The following is a 14,551-nucleotide window of genomic DNA, read 5'->3' as shown; positions in this document are numbered from 1 at the left end:
CCCTTTCTCCTCATCTTCCCCATGGCGCACTTCGCCATGAGACGGAATTGGCACCTTCCCTAGCCGGGGACCCCGCAGCGTGCGTAGCGCAGCGCGAGAACCGACTGGAGGGTTGCCGGGGCTTCAACGGGCCGTGTCCCTCTGCCCCTCTGGATGAGCGGTATGGCACCGGGCCGCGCGCTCTGTGGCGCACCCGGGCGTTTGTGCACGAGGACCCCCGGCATGCCGTGGTCCTTCGCGTTGTTCAAGACTGTAACCGAAGTGCCCGGGCGGGTGAGACAGCCGTCCGAACCGCGAGATGGATCACTTTTCGGCCGAAAGGGCCGGACCCCACCGAGGAATCAGGAGTGCCGATCGTGCTGGATGAGGTGGAGCGCTGGCTGACGGACCGCTCCTGGTCCGCTGCCGACCGACCGCTCGACCAGCTGCTCGCCGCCAAACGTGCGGCGGGCACCACGGTCAGCGTGGTCCTGCCCGCCCTGGACGAGGAGGAGACGGTCGGCGCCATCGTCGAGGTGATCCGGCGCGATCTCATCGACGGACTGCCGCTCCCGCTCGTCGACGAGCTGCTGGTCGTCGACTCCGGTTCCACGGACCGGACGGCCGAGGTGGCGGCCGAGGCCGGCGCCCGCGTCGTGCACCGCGACGAGATCCTGCCGCGGATACCTGCCCTGCCCGGCAAGGGCGAGGTGCTGTGGCGCTCGCTGCTGGTGACCGGCGGGGACATCGTCTGCTTCGTGGACGCGGACCTGCGGGACTTCTCCTCCGCCTTCGTCTCCGGGATCGTCGGCCCGCTGCTGACCGAACCGGACGTGCAGTTCGTGAAGGCGATGTACGAGCGCCCGCTCGGCCCGGAGCTCCAGGGGCTCGCCTCCGGCAAGACCCCCGGCCAGGGCGGCCGGGTCACGGAGCTGGTGGCCCGGCCGCTGCTGAACCTGCACTGGCCGCAGCTGGCGGGCTTCGTGCAGCCGCTGGGCGGCGAGTACGCCGTACGCCGCTCCCTGCTGGAACGCCTGCCGTTCCCCGTGGGCTACGGCGTCGAGCTGGGCCTGCTGGTGGACGCGCTGCACACGGTCGGGCTGGACGCGCTGGCCCAGGTGGACGTGGGCGTACGGCTGCACCGCCACCAGGACGGGCAGGCCCTGGGCCGGATGGCCGCGGCGATCTACCGCACGGCGCAGCTGCGGCTCTCGCGGGCCCACCTGGTCCGGCCGGAGCTCACCCAGTTCGAGCGGGGGCCGGACGGGTTCGTGCCGCGCACCCACCCCGTGGACACCGAGGAGCGGCCGCCGATGAGGGAGATCAAGGAGTACGCGGGCCGCCGCGTGGCGTGAGGAACATCCGGGTTTGAGCGGGGCGGCCCCCGGCTAGGTTGGCGGCATGGCTTCCCAGGTACTCGTTGCAGCGAACCGCGGCCCGCTCTCGTACGCCCTCGACGCCGAGGGCGCCCTGTCCGCCCGGCGCGGCGGCGGCGGACTCGTCTCCGGACTCTCCGCGGCCCTGGCGCAGCAGCCGGACACGCTCTGGATCTGCGCGGCCCTCTCGGAGGGGGACCGGGAGGCGGTCCGCCGGGGCGTCGCCGAGCCCGGCGTCCGGATGCTGGACATCGATCCCGAGGTGTACGACGGCGCGTACAACGGCATCGCCAACTCGGTGCTCTGGTTCACCCACCACCACCTGTACGACATCCCGCGCGAGCCGGTCTTCGACGCGGAGTTCCGGCGGCGGTGGGGCGCGTACACGGAGTACAACCGGGCCTTCGCGCAGGCCCTCGCGCAGGAGGCGGCGGAGGGCGCATGCGTCCTGGTGCAGGACTACCAGCTGGCGCTCGTGCCGGGCCTGCTCCGGGAGCTGCGGCCGGACCTGCGGATTGCGCACTTCACGCACACGCCGTGGGCCTCGCCGGAGTTCCTGCGGATGCTGCCGGACGACATCCGCGCGCAGCTGCTGTGGGGGATGCTCGGGGCGGACCGGCTGGGCTTCCACACGCGGGCGTGGGCCGCCGACTTCGTACGGGGCGCGGGCATCGACGACGCGAGCGGGACCGCGGAGGGGGTCTGGCCGAGCGGGGGCGCACCCGGGGTGTGGCACCGCAAGGCGGCCCCGGACGGGAGCGGGCTGCTGGAGCGCCGGTTCACCGAGGTGGCCGCGTACCCCCTCGGAGTCGACGCGGACGAGCTGCGGGCGCTGGCGCACCGGCCCGAGGTGGACGACAAGCTGGCGGCGTTGCGGGCGGAGGTGGGCGATCTGAAGACGATCGTCCGGGTGGACCGCACCGAGCTGTCGAAGAACGTCCTGCGCGGTCTGCTCGCCTACCGGGAACTGCTGGCCGCGCACCCCGAGTGGCGCGGCCGGGTGGTGCACCTGGCCTCGGCGTACCCCTCACGGCAGGACCTGGAGGTCTACCGCAGGTACACGGCGTCGGTGCGAGAGCTCGCCGACGAGATCAACGCGGAGTTCGGCGAGGAGGGCGGCTGGCAGCCGGTCCTGGTCTCGGTGCAGGACGACTTCGCGCGCTCGCTCGCGGCGTACCGGATGGCGGACGTGGCGCTGGTGAACCCGGTGCGGGACGGGATGAACCTGGTGGCGAAGGAGATCCCGGTGGTGTCGGAGCAGGGGTGCGCGCTGGTGCTGTCGACGGGGGCGGGGGCGTACGCGGAGCTCCGCGCGGACGCGCTGACGGTGAACCCGTACGACGTGACGGCGACCGCGGAGGCCCTGCACACGGCCCTGTCGATGCCGGCCGCGGAACGCGCGGAACGCACGAAGCGCCTTGCTGCGGCAGCCACGGCCCTCCCCCCGTCCCGGTGGTTCGCGAACCAGCTGACCGACCTCCGCGCCCCCACCGGCCCCGCCGGCGATTGAGGCGCAGGTCCAGGCGCAGCTCCCGCCGCCCCGGCGGCCCGGACGGCTTCGCCCGGGCCTGCGGGGGCTCCGATGCTCCCGGGTCAGGCCCCGCGGGAGCGGATGGCTTCGGCCAGGGCGGCCAGGAAGGCCGTGACCTGCGCCGGTCCGGGGAGGACCAGGTCGGCGCGGGCCGCCAGCTCCGGGACCTCGGCGGAGCCGCTGCACACCAGCAGCCCCGGCAGGCCCTCGGCGCGCCGCTTCTCGACCACGGAGTACGCCGCGAGGTCGCCCAGGTCGTCACCGGCGTACAGCACCGCCTCGGCGCCCTGCTCCTCCAGGAATTCCGTGAGGGCCACGCCCTTGTCCATGCCCGGCGGGCGCAGCTCCAGGACGGCCCGGCCCGGCTCCACCATCAGCCCGTGCCGCGCGGCCAGCTCGGCCAGGGGCTCCCGCAGCGCGGCGAAGGCGGCCGCCGGGTCCGAGGCGCGCCGGGTGTGGACGGCCAGCGCCCGGCCCTTCTCCTCGATCCAGGTCCCGCGCCACGCGCCGATCGCGTCCAGGAAGCCGGGCAGCTCCGCCCGTACCGCCGCGACGCCGGGGTGTTCGGCCGGGGCGTGGACGATGCCGGTGACGGCGTCCCACCGCTCGGCTCCGTAGTGGCCGAGGACCACCAGGTGTTCGAGTCCGGCAACCCCGGCGAAGCCCCCGTACCGTACGGCGACCCCTGCCGGCCGGCCGGTGATCACGGCGACCGAGGCGACCTCGGGGGCGAGCGCGGCCACGGCCGGTACGGCGCCGGGGTGGGCGCGCGCCTGGTCCGGGTCGGGGACGATCTCGGCGAGGGTGCCGTCGAAGTCGAGTGCGACCACGGAACGGCGGGGTACCCGGAGCAGGGCTTCCAGCCCCTCGCGTCCGGCGGCTGTGTCGGGCATCGGCAGGTTGCTGTGCGGATGGCTCGCCATAAGGACGACCCTAACCGGCCCGCTCCCTCCCGGCTACGGCGCCTGCGGCGCGCTCAGCGCCGGGCCCGCTGCGCCTCGCGGAGCCGGCGCAGCCGGTTCACGGTGCCCGGTGCGTGGGCCAGCGCCCGCGGATCGTCCATGAGCGCATTGAGCAGCTGGTAGTACCGGACCGGGGTGAGCCCGAGGCCCTCCCGTATCGCCCGCTCCTTGGCCCCGGGACCGGGCCAGGTGCGCCCCTCGTACGCGAGCACCGCGGCCTCGGTCGCCGTGAGCTGCCCGTCGTCCGTCATACGGCCAGATTAACGCCGCCCACCGACACGCCCCCGGGGCTCCGGGGGCGAGGCCCCGGGGGCCGTCCCCGCTCCGGGACCGGTCAGTGCGTATCGGCCGACCGCGCGGCCAGCGCGATCTCCTCCAGCACCTTCGCCGGCTGCCCGCCCGGCTGCACGCTCGCGCCGATCTTCTGCTTGACGTCCTCGCTGACCCCGGCCCAGGACTTCTTGCCCACCGGGTAGAGCCGGGCGTTCTGCAGGGCCTGGAGGAAGACCTTCAGCTGCTGCGCCGAGGCGCCCGTACCGGCCTCCATCGCCCGGTAGCCGCTCGTCGTCGCGGGCAGCAGGTCGTACTTGGCGGTGAAGGCGGTCACGTTCTGGGGCGTGTACAGGTAGTCCAGGAACTTGCCCGACTCCACCCGGTGCCCATTCTTGAAGGCCATCACCCAGTCCGCGACGCCCATGGTCGGGTGCTCGGTCCCGTCGGCCGTCGGCATGGCCACCATGCCGAACTTCACGCCTTTCGCGGCCGCCTGCTTCAGCAGCGTCGGGTGGCCGTTGAGCATGCCGACCTCGCCCCGGGAGAAGGCGTCGAAGGCGGCCTGCCGGTCGGTCTTGCCCGGCTCGGCCGCGCCGGTCAGCCCCTGGCCGACCATCTTGTCCCGGAGGAACTCGAAGGTCTTGATGTTCTCCGGGGAGTCGATGGCGTAGGCCTCCTCGTTGTCGGTGTAGCCGCCACCGCCCGCGAGCATCCACATCATCGTCTCTGCCTGCGCCTCCTCGCGGCCCAGCGGCAGCGCGAAGGGTGTGGGCACGCCGGCGGCCTTGAGCTTCTTCGCGGCCGCCTCCAGGTCCGCCCAGCTCTTGGGCTGCCAGCCGCCCCTGGCGTCCTTCGCGAGCACGCCCGCGTCGGTCAGCAGCTTCTCGTTGTAGAAGAGGAGCCGGGTGCTGGAGACGAAGGGCATGCCGTACTGGACGCGCTTGACCTTCCCCGCGTCCGCGAGCGGGGCGAGGAAGTCGGCCTCGGTCTTCACGGCGAGCAGTTCGTCGGCGGTGTAGAGCTTGCCGGCGGCCGCGTAGTCGGCGTAGGCGCCGATCTGCGCGATGTCGGGCGCCTTCCCGGCCTTGACCATCTCGGCGACCTTGGCGTCGACCTCGGACCAGGAGTAGACGCTGACCTCGACCTTGATGCCGGGGTGGTCCTTCTCGAAGTCCGCGGCGAGGTCCTTCCAGTACGCGGACGAGGAGTTCTGCGGATTGTCCCCGTAGTCGGCCGCCACGACCCGCAGGGTCACCTCGTTGTCCCCGGTGATGCTCTCCAGGCTGCCGCAGCCGGTCAGCGTCACGGCGGTCAGGCACAGCGCGGCGCCTGCCGCGGCCAGGCTCAGGTAACGGCCCTTCACGGTTCTCGATCCACCCCTTGTTGTCCGTACGATCAACGTAAGGTCTACACCACTTTGGCGGCTCTTCCACATCCGGGTCAGGGGAGGGCCCCGAATTTGTATGGCAGCTCAACAATCCCCCTCAATGGACTAGACCTTTCCCCGCCGAGCACGCGAGACTGTCACCTGTGAAACCCGTGAAACACGTCATCGCCCTCGATGTGGGCGGCACCGGGATGAAGGCCGCCCTCGTCGGCGAGGACGGCACCCTGCTCCACGAGGCGCGCCGCGCCACCGGCCGCGAGCGGGGCCCCGACGCCGTCGTCGAGACGATCCTGGACTTCGCCGCCGAGCTGGGCGCGCTCGGCCGCGAACGCTTCGGCCGCCCCGCCTCGGCGGCCGGAGTCGCCGTCCCCGGCATCGTCGACGCCGAGAACGGGATCGCCGTCTACGCGGCGAACCTCGGCTGGCGCGACGTACCGATGCGCGAGCTGCTCGGCAGGCGGCTCGGCTCGCTCCCGGTGGCACTGGGCCACGACGTGCGCACGGGCGGACTCGCCGAGGGCCGCATCGGCGCCGGGCGCGGCGCCGACCGCTTCCTGTTCGTCCCCCTCGGCACCGGCATCGCCGGCGCCATCGGCATCGCGGGCCGCATCGAGGCGGGCGCCCACGGCTACGCCGGGGAGATCGGCCACATCGTGGTCCGCCCCGGCGGCCCCTCCTGCGGCTGCGGGCAGTACGGCTGCCTGGAGACCCTCGCCTCCGCCTCCGCCGTCAGCCGCGCCTGGGCGGCGGCCTGCGGCAATCCGGAGGCGGACGCCGCGGACTGCGCCAAGGCCGTCGGGTCCGGCGATCCCGCGGCCCGTGAGGTGTGGCAGACCGCCGTCGGCGCCCTCGCCGACGGCCTGGTCACCGCGATCACCCTGCTGGACCCGCGCACGCTGATCATCGGTGGCGGGCTGGCCGAGGCGGGGGAAACCTTGTTCACACCCCTACGGGCGGCCGTCGAGGAGCGCGTGACGTTCCAGCGCCTGCCCCACATCGTGCCGGCGGCCCTCGGGGACACCGCCGGATGCCTGGGCGCAGGGCTGCTCGCCTGGGACCTACTCGCCACGGAGGTACCTGCCTGATGTCCGGAAGCGCACAGAGCACCGTTCTCTCCGGCGCCAGAGTGGTCCTGCCCACCGGAACCGTGGCGGGCGGCCGCGTCATCGTCTCCGGCGAGCGCATCGCAGGCAGCGCCGAGGAGGGCGCGCGGCTCCTCGACCTGTCCGGGCACTGGATCGTCCCCGGCTTCGTGGACATGCACAACCACGGCGGCGGCGGCGCCTCCTTCACCTCCGGCACCGCCGAGGAGGTGCTCCGGGGCGTACGCACCCACCGCGAGCACGGCACCACCACCCTCGTCGCCTCCACCGTCACCGGCGACCTGGACGAGCTGGCCCGCCGCGCCGCCCTGCTCGCCGAGCTGACGCAGCAGGGCGAGATCGCGGGCATCCACTTCGAGGGCCCCTTCATCAACCCCTGCCGCAAGGGCGCCCACAAGGAGGAGCTGCTCCGCGACCCCGACCCGGCCGAGGTCCGCAAGCTGGTCGACGCCGCGCACGGCGCCGCCCGCATGGTCACCCTCGCCACCGAACTCCCGGGCGGCCTGGACTCCGTGCGGCTGCTGACCGAGCACGGGATCATCGCCGCGATCGGCCACACCGACTCCACGTACGACCAGACGCGCCAGGCCATCGACGCGGGCGCGACCGTGGCCACCCACCTCTACAACGCGATGCCGGGCATGGAGCACCGCGCCCCCGGGCCGATCGCCGCGCTGCTGGAGGACGAACGGGTCACCGTCGAGCTGATCAACGACGGCACCCACCTGCACCCGGCGATGCTGGAACTGGCCTTCCACCACGCGGGCGCCCACCGGGTCGCGCTGATCACCGACGCGATGGACGCGGCCGGCTTCGGCGACGGGACCTACCACCTGGGCGCGCTGGAGGTGGAGGTCAAGCAGGGCGTGGCCCGCCTCGTCGAGGGCGGTTCGATCGCCGGCTCCACCCTCACCCTGGACACGGCCTTCAAGCGGTCGGTCACCCTGGACCGGCTGCCGGTGGAGTCCGTGGTCCAGGCGATCTCCGCCAACCCCGCCAAACTGCTCGGCCTCTACGACCAGGTGGGCTCCCTGGAGCCCGGCAAGTACGCCGACCTCGTGGTCCTCGACGCCGCATTCGACGTCAAGGGCGTCATGCGGCGCGGCGAATGGATCGTCAGCCCGCCCGGCGCGCCGCTGGTCTGAGCGGGTATCCGGTGAAGCGGGCGGCCGGGGGGACTGGGCCGCCCGCGCATCTTTTTGGCATGATCCCGGCACACACCGAGACCGGGGCTTGCCATGATCCTGACCGTGACGCTCAACACCGCACTCGACGTCACCCACCGCGTACCGCAGTTGCTCCCGCACGCCTCGCACCGGGTCACGACCGTGACCGAACGCCCCGGCGGCAAGGGCCTCAACGTCGCCCGGGTGCTGGCGGCGCTCGGCCACGAGGTCACCGCGACCGGCTTCGCGGGCGGCCGCACGGGCGAGACCGTACGCGAACTGCTCGCCGAGGCGGGCGGGGTGACGGACGCCCTGCTGCCCTGCGCGGGCACCACCCGCCGCACCCTGGCCGTGGTCGACGCGTCCTCGGGCGACACCACGCAGTTCAACGAGCCGGGCCCGCTCATCGGTTCCGCGGAATGGTCCCGGTTCCTGGAGCACTACGAGGAGCTGGTGGCCGGCGCCGACGCGGTGGCCCTGTGCGGCAGCCTGCCGCCGGGCGTGCCCGTCGGCGCGTACGCCACCCTCGTACGGGCCGCCCGGGCCGCCGGGGCGCCGGTGCTGTTGGACACCAGCGGAGAGGCACTGCGCCGCGGGGTCGCCGCCCGCCCCGAGATGATCAAGCCGAACGCGGCCGAACTCGCCGAGCTGACCGGATCCCGCGAACCCCTCCGGGCCACCCGCGACGCCCGCCGCCGGGGCGCCCACGCCGTGGTCACCTCGCTCGGACCGGACGGCCTGCTGGCGGCCACGGCCGAAGGCACCTGGCAGGCGGCCCCGCCCCGCGCCCTGGCGGGCAACCCGACCGGAGCCGGCGACTCCGCCGTCGCGGGCCTGCTCTCCGCCCTCACCGAGGGCCTGGACTGGCCGGGCCGCCTGACCCGCGCGGTCGCCCTGTCGGCGGCCACGGTGCACGCGCCGACGGCGGGAGACTTCGACCCCCGCACCTACGAGGAGGTACGGGGGTCGGTGAAGGTCACGGCCGCGTAGGGCCGGCGGCGGGGCGGTCAGCCCTTTTCGAGCCACAGCTGGTCGATGTTGACGTTGCACTTGTTGCCGGCCTCACACGACAGCTTGATCGTGTTCGTGCCCTTGTTGAGGGTGACCTGGCCCCAGGTGGTCTGCCAGCCCTTCTCCCAGTCCCCCTTGGGGGAGTTGGCGAAGTTCCGCATGTTCAGCGGGCTGCTGTTCGGCTTCCCGTTCACGGCGAGCGTGGCGTTCGCGTCCTCGCCGGGAATGCCGAACCGGACGTAGAGCCGGTAGGTGCCCTCCTTGGGGAGGTCCAGCGTCCAGGTGAGGGCCGCGCCGGGCTGGTTGAAGTTCCCGACGTACTGGCCGCCGGTGCTCTTCGCGCCCGGTACGGCGTTCTGGAGGGTGGCGTTGCCGGTGAGGGCCATGCCCGAGCCGGCCGCCTCGCCCTTCGGCAGCGGCGCCTCCGAGGCCGACGGGGAGCCGCTCGGCTGGGGGGAACCGGAGTTCTGCGGGGGCGCCGACTGGTTCTGCCCGGCCAGGTCCGCCTTGCCGTCCTTGTCCTTGCCGTCGCCGCCGAAGGCCAGGGCCGCGCCGATGCCGATCACGACCGCCGCCACCACCGCGACCGCAGCGATCAGCAGGCCCTTGCGGCTGGAGCCGCCGCCGTGGCCGCCGCCGTGACCCGGCACGGGGACCTGCGCGGTGGCGTGCTGCTGCTGCGGCGGGACGCCGTAGCCGCCCGCCTGGAGCGCCTCGGGGGCCTGGTACTGGGCCTGGTAGGCCGGCGGCTGCTGCTGCGGGACCTGCCCGCGCTGGCCGCCGTACGTGCGCTCGCCGACCGTACGCACCTGGTTGTACGAGGTACGGGGGACACCGGGCTGGGCACCGGGCTGACCACCGCCCGTCGGGCCTGGGAAGCCGTATCCACCGCCCGAGCTGGGCGGGGTGGCTCCGGCGGCCTGGCCGTCCGCGTAGAGGTAGCCGAACGGATCGTCGTCCTCGGGCTTGTTCGCCCCGCTGTTCGGGCCGTTGTTCGCGGGCGTCGTCATCGCAGGTCACTCCTTTCGACCCACGGGAGCCTACCCCGAACACGTGCACCCACGGGCGGCCGATCGCCTCAGCCCGCCCGCCGGTGCGCCTTGGAACGGGACCTTTTCTCGATGTACATCCTCTGGTCGGCCGAGCGCAGCACCTCGTCCGCCGACATGCCGCAGCTGGCCCAGCCGATGCCGAAACTGGCTCCGACCCGCACCGCGCGGCCGTCGACCCGGATCGGCGGGATGATCGCGTTGCGCAGCCGGACGGCCAGGTCGGCGGCGTCTGCCGCACCGAGCCCGTCGGCCAGAACGACGAATTCGTCACCACCCAGCCGGGCGACGGTGTCACCGTCCCTGACGCCGGTCGTCAGGCGCCGCGCCACCTCGATGAGCACCGCGTCACCGGTGTGGTGCCCGAACCGGTCGTTGATCGACTTGAAGCCGTCGAGATCGCAGAAGAGCACCGCGAGCCCCTTCGTCCCGTCGTCGATGTCGCCCGCGGGCGCCACCGTGTGCACGTGGTGGTCGTACGGGCCGGCGCCCGCGGCGGGAGCGGCTCCCGGGCAGGACCCCGGATCGCCCGGGCCCGGGCCCGCGCCCGCACCGCCGGGCCCGCCGGCGTACTCGTAGGGGCCGGGGAACCCGTCGGACCGGAACCCGTGCTCCCCGGCGCCGACCGCGGCCGCGCCGCCCCGCTCGTAAGCCGCGTCCAGCGCCTCGACGGCCGTCGCCCGCACCGACTGCGGCCTGCGGCACAGCCGCGCCCCCAGCCGGGAGCGCAGCTCGGCGCTGTTGGGCAGGCCGGTCAGCGAATCGTGGCTGGCCCGGTGGGCGAGCTGGAGCTCGTGGCGCTTGCGCTCCTCGATGTCCTCGACGTGCGTGAGCAGGAACCGCGGCCCGTCGGCGGCGTCCGCGACCACCGAATTGCGCAGCGACACCCACACGTAGGTGCCGTCGCGCCGCCCGAGGCGCAGCTCGGCGCGCCCGCCCTCGGCGGAGGTCCGCAGCAGGGTCCCGATGTCCTCGGGATGGACCAGGTCGGAGAAGGAGTACCGGCGCAGGACGGAGGCGGGCCGCCCCAGCAGCCGGCACAGGGCGTCGTTGGTCCGCAGCAGCCGTCCGTGCTGGTCCCCGCCCATCTCGGCGATGGCCATCCCGCTCGGCGCGTACTCGAAGGCCTGCCGGAAGGACTCCTCGCTCGCCCGCAGCGCCTGCTGCTCGCGTTCGAGGCGGACGAGGGCCCGCTGCATGTTCGCGCGGAGCCTGGCGTTGCTGATCGCAATCGCTGCTTGGAAGGCGTACATCTGGAGCGCCTCGCGCCCCCATGCGCCGGGGCGGCGCCCGTTGCGCGGTCTGTCCACCGAAATGACACCCAGAAGTTCCCCGCCAGACGCATACATGGGGGCGTAGAGCCGGTCCTCGGGGTGCCACTCGTCCTCGAAGCGGGGATCGGGGCCCTCGGTGTGCCACTGGGGCACGTCGTCCTCCAGGAGGACCCAACCCTCGGTGTGCGGGATGAAGCGCAGGCCGTCCCAGTTCTCACCCATCGTCAGGCGGCGCTCCCATGACGAACGGGAGCCGACGCGACCGGTGATGAGCGCCTCGGCGGCGGGGTCGCCGGCGAAGGCGGCGACGACGAGATCCCCGTCAGGGCGTACGAGGTTGACACAGGCGAGTTCGTAGCCGAGGCCCACGACGATGCCGTCCACGACGGTCTGCAGGGTGTCCGCCAGGCTCCTGGCCGTGTTGAGCTCGGCCACCACCTGGTGAAGCTGCCGCAGGGTCGCAAGACGGACGTACGGCTCCGACTCGGTCTCCATTGCTCGCTCTCCCCGAGACCTCGACAGCAACTCCAGGTTTGTCATCGGCGTTTCGTTGCGGTGTCCCGTCCACTGAATCACAGTGAGCTGTGCCGCAGGTACACAGGGTCAACAAATCTTGCCCTCTGTGACTCAAGTCACACGAGATGAATAAAGGTGCCCTCTGGGGGTGGTGCGGACTGGGAGCGCTCCCCTGCCTTCCCGCACGCAAACGATACGCCCGGGCCTAGGCCGAGGGGCGGGGACGCGGCTCGGACCAGGGCCCGATGTGCGCGGCGGGAGGGCGAGACTAGCGTTCCCGACGTGCCGAATACGACTCCTGTTCCCCTGGCTCCCGTTCCGACCCTTCATCCTGAGGGGGTGAGCAACGACGAGTTCCGGGCCGCGATGTCCCGACTGGCGGCAGGCGTGTGCCTGGTCACCGCGCACGAGGCGCCCCTGACGGCGGACGGCCCGCGCGGCGAGGACGTCGGCATGACCGCGACGGCCTTCATGTCGGTGTCCCTGGAACCGCCGCTGGTCCTCGTGAGCCTGCGCGAGGGCTCCCGGATGGACGACCTGCTGGCGGAGCAGCCCCTGTGGGCGGTCTCCCTGCTGGCCGACCACCAGCTGCAGGTGGCGGGGCGCTTCGCGATGAAGGGCCGGATCAGCGACCGCCTGCTCTTCGCGGACCTGCCCTTCGTACGGGGCGAGGCCTCGGGCGCCCCGCTGCTGTCGGGCGCGCTGGCCACGCTGGAGTGCCGTACGGAGGACCGGGTCGCGGCGGGCGACCACACCCTGGTGATCGGCCGCGTCCTGACCTCGGCCCTGCCGTCCCCGGACGGCGCACCGCTGACCTACTTCCGCGGCCGCTACCGCCACCTGGCCGGTTAGGCCGCCTCTTCCGCCTCTTCCGCCTCTTCCGGCGGCGGGGGCGGGGCCTGGAGGCCGCGCCGCCCGGGCCGGTTACCAGTCGCGGCCGGTGCGGCCGCGCTTCGTCTCGGAGCGGGCCTTCTTCTCACGCAGGCGCCGCTCGTTGATCCCGCGCGGGATCTTCGTGGCGCGCCGCGGCTTGGGCGGCGGGGCCGTGGCCTCGGCGAGCAGCGAAGCCAGCCGGACCAGCGCCATCTCCCGGTTGCGCCACTGCGAGCGGTGCTCGGACGCCCGTACGGTGACCACCCCGTCCACCAGCCGCGCGGCGAGCCGCTCCAGCGCGCGCTCCTTCCACACCTGCGGCAGCGCCTTCGTCGCGGCCAGGTCGAACAGCAGCTCCACCCGGGAGTCCGAGGTGTTCACGTGCTGGCCGCCCGGTCCGGAGGAACGCGAGAACCGCCAGGCGAGCTCCGCCTCGGGGAGCACGACCGAACCGCGGATGACATGGGGACCAGGCATGCCCCCATGATCCCGCCCCGCGCGCCGCCCGTCACGCGCATTTCCCCGCCGCGGAACCTGCGGGCCCCCTCGTGGCGTTATGAAGAGCAGCGGTAACTTGGCCCCACCTCGCGGCCATGCGACGACTGCGACGACGAAGGGACACCAGTCAAAATGGCAGTAAGCCTGTCCAAGGGCGGCAACGTCTCGCTCACGAAGGAGGCCCCCGGCCTCAGTGCCGTCACGGTCGGCCTCGGCTGGGACGTCCGGACGACGACCGGTGTCGACTTCGACCTCGACGCCTCCGCCATCGCGGTCAACGCCATGGGCAAGGTCGTCTCCGACGGGCACTTCGTCTTCTTCAACAACAAGTCCACCCCGGACCAGACCATCGTCCACACCGGTGACAACCGCACCGGTGAGGGCGCCGGCGACGACGAGGCCATCAAGGTCAACCTCGCGGGCCTGCCCGCCGACGTCGACAAGATCGTCTTCCCGGTCTCCATCTACGACGCCGACTCCCGCAGCCAGAACTTCGGCCAGGTCCGCAACGCGTACATCCGCGTCGTGAACCAGGCCGGCGGCGCCGAGATCGCCCGCTACGACCTCTCCGAGGACGCGGCCACCGAGACCGCCATGGTCTTCGGCGAGCTCTACCGCAACGGCGCGGAGTGGAAGTTCCGCGCGGTCGGCCAGGGTTACGCCTCCGGCCTCACCGGCATCGCCCAGGACTTCGGCGTCAACGTCTGAGTCCCGCCCGGCACCCACGAAGCCCCCTCCCGGCCGTGGCGAATTCCAGGGGGCTTCGCCCCCGTCAGGACCCGCGCCGGGGCGGGGCGCGCCGGGGCCGGGGTCGGTCCGCGCCGGGGCCGGGGCCGGGGCCGGCCCGCGTCCCGGCCGCCGGCGGGGCCGTACACGGCCTCGCGGTCCGCTAGCGTGCGCCAGGTGATCCTCCAGCCGCTCGCCCCGGTCGACGGCGCCCTGCCGGGCCCCGTCCTCACCGAGATCGCCGCCCTCTACGCCACCAACCGCGCGTTCTTCGAGCTCAGCGGCGACTTCCCCGACCCCGCCCGCATCACCGTCGAACAGGTCGCGGCCGCCCTCGCCGACGAACTCGCCCACGACGGCGCCGAAGTGCTCCTGGCCCGCTCCGCCGGCCGGCTGGTCGGACTCGCCGCCACCCTCGCCCACCACCCCGACCCCGCCTCCGGAGACCCGGACCCGTGGATCGGCCTGCTGCTCGTCGACGCCACCGCCCACCGCCGCGGACACGGGCGCACCCTCGCCGCCCTCCTGGAGGAGCGCTTCCGCACCGCGGGCCGTACCGGCGTACGGATCGCCGTACTGGACAACAACCCGGGCGCCCTCGCGTTCTGGCAGGCCCAGGGGTACACCGTCCTGCGCCACGCCAAGGACCTCGAACGGGGCCGCGACTGCGCGGTCCTGCGCAAGCCCCTCCAAGGGGCTCCGGTCCCGGGGGCGCCGGACCCCGGGGTCTAGGTGTATTGGCCCGCAGGGTTGTTAACGCGGCTGATGGGCGGCTTGCCGTCGAGTGCGGTGTGGCAGCGGTGGTGGTTGTAGGTGTGGAGGAAGTC

At 73.1% G+C, this 14,551-nt stretch carries 14 protein-coding genes, 1 pseudogene and 1 riboswitch; of the genes and pseudogenes, 8 read left to right on the top strand and 7 right to left on the bottom strand.

From position 1 onward, the window contains the following. Positions 1–7 precede the first annotated feature (7 nt). Positions 8–160, bottom strand: a riboswitch (SAM riboswitch). A gap of 196 nt (positions 161–356) precedes the next feature. Together AB0B01_RS08215 and AB0B01_RS08210 are read left to right on the top strand one after the other, a co-directional pair. After that, positions 357–1,334 carry a glucosyl-3-phosphoglycerate synthase gene (locus AB0B01_RS08215; protein WP_361714175.1) on the top strand — a complete coding sequence of 326 codons (978 nt, stop codon included), beginning with the start codon at positions 357–359 and terminating at the stop codon, positions 1,332–1,334. A gap of 46 nt (positions 1,335–1,380) precedes the next feature. Then, positions 1,381–2,865: a trehalose-6-phosphate synthase gene (locus AB0B01_RS08210; protein WP_361714172.1), complete on the top strand. Its 1,485-nt coding sequence runs from the start codon at positions 1,381–1,383 to the stop codon at positions 2,863–2,865. Between the two features lie 83 nt (positions 2,866–2,948). On the opposite strand, the gene otsB is transcribed toward AB0B01_RS08210, so the two are convergent. The 3 genes from otsB to AB0B01_RS08195 all read right to left on the bottom strand — a co-directional run bounded on the left by otsB (position 2,949) and on the right by AB0B01_RS08195 (position 5,484). Continuing rightward, positions 2,949–3,809 carry a trehalose-phosphatase gene (gene otsB / locus AB0B01_RS08205; protein ID WP_361714169.1) on the bottom strand — a complete coding sequence of 287 codons (861 nt, stop codon included), beginning with the start codon at positions 3,807–3,809 and terminating at the stop codon, positions 2,949–2,951. 53 nt (positions 3,810–3,862) lie between these two features. Beyond that, on the bottom strand, positions 3,863–4,099 hold the full coding sequence (locus AB0B01_RS08200) for a DUF3263 domain-containing protein (RefSeq protein WP_361714166.1): 237 nt from the start codon (positions 4,097–4,099) through the stop codon (positions 3,863–3,865). 83 nt (positions 4,100–4,182) lie between these two features. After that, a complete protein-coding gene (locus AB0B01_RS08195) occupies positions 4,183–5,484 on the bottom strand; it encodes an extracellular solute-binding protein (RefSeq protein WP_361714163.1) in 1,302 nt (433 codons plus the stop codon). A gap of 176 nt (positions 5,485–5,660) precedes the next feature. Between AB0B01_RS08195 and AB0B01_RS08190 the strand changes: the two genes are divergently transcribed. From AB0B01_RS08190 to AB0B01_RS08180, 3 genes are all read left to right on the top strand, one after another. Beyond that, on the top strand, positions 5,661–6,593 hold the full coding sequence (locus AB0B01_RS08190) for an ROK family protein (protein ID WP_361714455.1): 933 nt from the start codon (positions 5,661–5,663) through the stop codon (positions 6,591–6,593). Beyond that, positions 6,593–7,756, top strand: coding sequence for an N-acetylglucosamine-6-phosphate deacetylase (gene nagA, locus AB0B01_RS08185; RefSeq protein ID WP_361714160.1), 1,164 nt, complete (start codon positions 6,593–6,595; stop codon positions 7,754–7,756). The genes AB0B01_RS08190 and nagA overlap by 1 nt, the downstream gene beginning before the upstream one ends. Before the next feature lie 93 nt (positions 7,757–7,849). After that, positions 7,850–8,767 (top strand): 1-phosphofructokinase family hexose kinase, encoded by a 918-nt coding sequence (locus AB0B01_RS08180; RefSeq protein WP_361714157.1) that lies wholly within the window; start codon positions 7,850–7,852, stop codon positions 8,765–8,767. A 17-nt stretch (positions 8,768–8,784) separates the two neighbouring features. Here AB0B01_RS08180 and AB0B01_RS08175 read toward each other — a convergent pair whose 3' ends face one another. Next, complete coding sequence (locus AB0B01_RS08175) at positions 8,785–9,798, bottom strand: CBM35 domain-containing protein (RefSeq protein WP_361714154.1); 1,014 nt, start codon at positions 9,796–9,798, stop codon at positions 8,785–8,787. Positions 9,799–9,866: 68 nt separating this feature from the next. Beyond that, positions 9,867–11,606 (bottom strand): diguanylate cyclase CdgB, encoded by a 1,740-nt coding sequence (gene cdgB / locus AB0B01_RS08170; protein ID WP_361714151.1) that lies wholly within the window; start codon positions 11,604–11,606, stop codon positions 9,867–9,869. A gap of 303 nt (positions 11,607–11,909) precedes the next feature. Here cdgB and AB0B01_RS08165 point away from each other — a divergent pair, with 303 nt between their 5' ends. Continuing rightward, positions 11,910–12,479 carry a flavin reductase family protein gene (locus AB0B01_RS08165; RefSeq protein ID WP_361714148.1) on the top strand — a complete coding sequence of 190 codons (570 nt, stop codon included), beginning with the start codon at positions 11,910–11,912 and terminating at the stop codon, positions 12,477–12,479. Positions 12,480–12,551: 72 nt separating this feature from the next. Here the strand turns inward: AB0B01_RS08165 and arfB are convergent, their stop codons facing one another. Then, complete coding sequence (gene arfB, locus AB0B01_RS08160) at positions 12,552–12,977, bottom strand: alternative ribosome rescue aminoacyl-tRNA hydrolase ArfB (protein ID WP_361714145.1); 426 nt, start codon at positions 12,975–12,977, stop codon at positions 12,552–12,554. Positions 12,978–13,130: 153 nt separating this feature from the next. Between arfB and AB0B01_RS08155 the strand changes: the two genes are divergently transcribed. Next, positions 13,131–13,706, top strand: coding sequence for a TerD family protein (locus AB0B01_RS08155; RefSeq protein WP_361714142.1), 576 nt, complete (start codon positions 13,131–13,133; stop codon positions 13,704–13,706). Positions 13,707–13,901: 195 nt separating this feature from the next. Beyond that, positions 13,902–14,456, top strand: a complete 555-nt coding sequence (locus AB0B01_RS08150) for a GNAT family N-acetyltransferase (protein ID WP_361714139.1) — start codon at positions 13,902–13,904, stop codon at positions 14,454–14,456. Here the strand turns inward: AB0B01_RS08150 and AB0B01_RS08145 are convergent. Further along, positions 14,453–14,551 (bottom strand): annotated as a pseudogene (locus AB0B01_RS08145) (IS481 family transposase); the annotation flags it as partial. The gene AB0B01_RS08150 and the pseudogene AB0B01_RS08145 overlap by 4 nt on opposite strands.

The sequence above is a fragment of the Streptomyces sp. NPDC044571 genome (assembly GCF_040647115.1).
Classification (GTDB): domain Bacteria; phylum Actinomycetota; class Actinomycetes; order Streptomycetales; family Streptomycetaceae; genus Streptomyces.
Note: the sequence above shows the minus strand (reverse complement) of the source record. Positions and strands in the feature narration are given on the sequence as shown.

Excerpts from the sequence above, each read along its gene's own strand:
- AB0B01_RS08210 (WP_361714172.1), top strand. The coding sequence starts at position 1,381 with ATGGCTTCCCAGGTACTCGTTGCAGCGAACCGCGGCCCGCTCTCGTAC.
- otsB (WP_361714169.1), bottom strand. The coding sequence starts at position 3,809 with ATGGCGAGCCATCCGCACAGCAACCTGCCGATGCCCGACACAGCCGCC.
- AB0B01_RS08200 (WP_361714166.1), bottom strand. The coding sequence starts at position 4,099 with ATGACGGACGACGGGCAGCTCACGGCGACCGAGGCCGCGGTGCTCGCG.
- nagA (WP_361714160.1), top strand. The coding sequence starts at position 6,593 with ATGTCCGGAAGCGCACAGAGCACCGTTCTCTCCGGCGCCAGAGTGGTC.
- AB0B01_RS08180 (WP_361714157.1), top strand. The coding sequence starts at position 7,850 with ATGATCCTGACCGTGACGCTCAACACCGCACTCGACGTCACCCACCGC.
- AB0B01_RS08175 (WP_361714154.1), bottom strand. The coding sequence starts at position 9,798 with ATGACGACGCCCGCGAACAACGGCCCGAACAGCGGGGCGAACAAGCCC.
- cdgB (WP_361714151.1), bottom strand. The coding sequence starts at position 11,606 with ATGGAGACCGAGTCGGAGCCGTACGTCCGTCTTGCGACCCTGCGGCAG.
- arfB (WP_361714145.1), bottom strand. The coding sequence starts at position 12,977 with ATGCCTGGTCCCCATGTCATCCGCGGTTCGGTCGTGCTCCCCGAGGCG.
- AB0B01_RS08155 (WP_361714142.1), top strand. The coding sequence starts at position 13,131 with ATGGCAGTAAGCCTGTCCAAGGGCGGCAACGTCTCGCTCACGAAGGAG.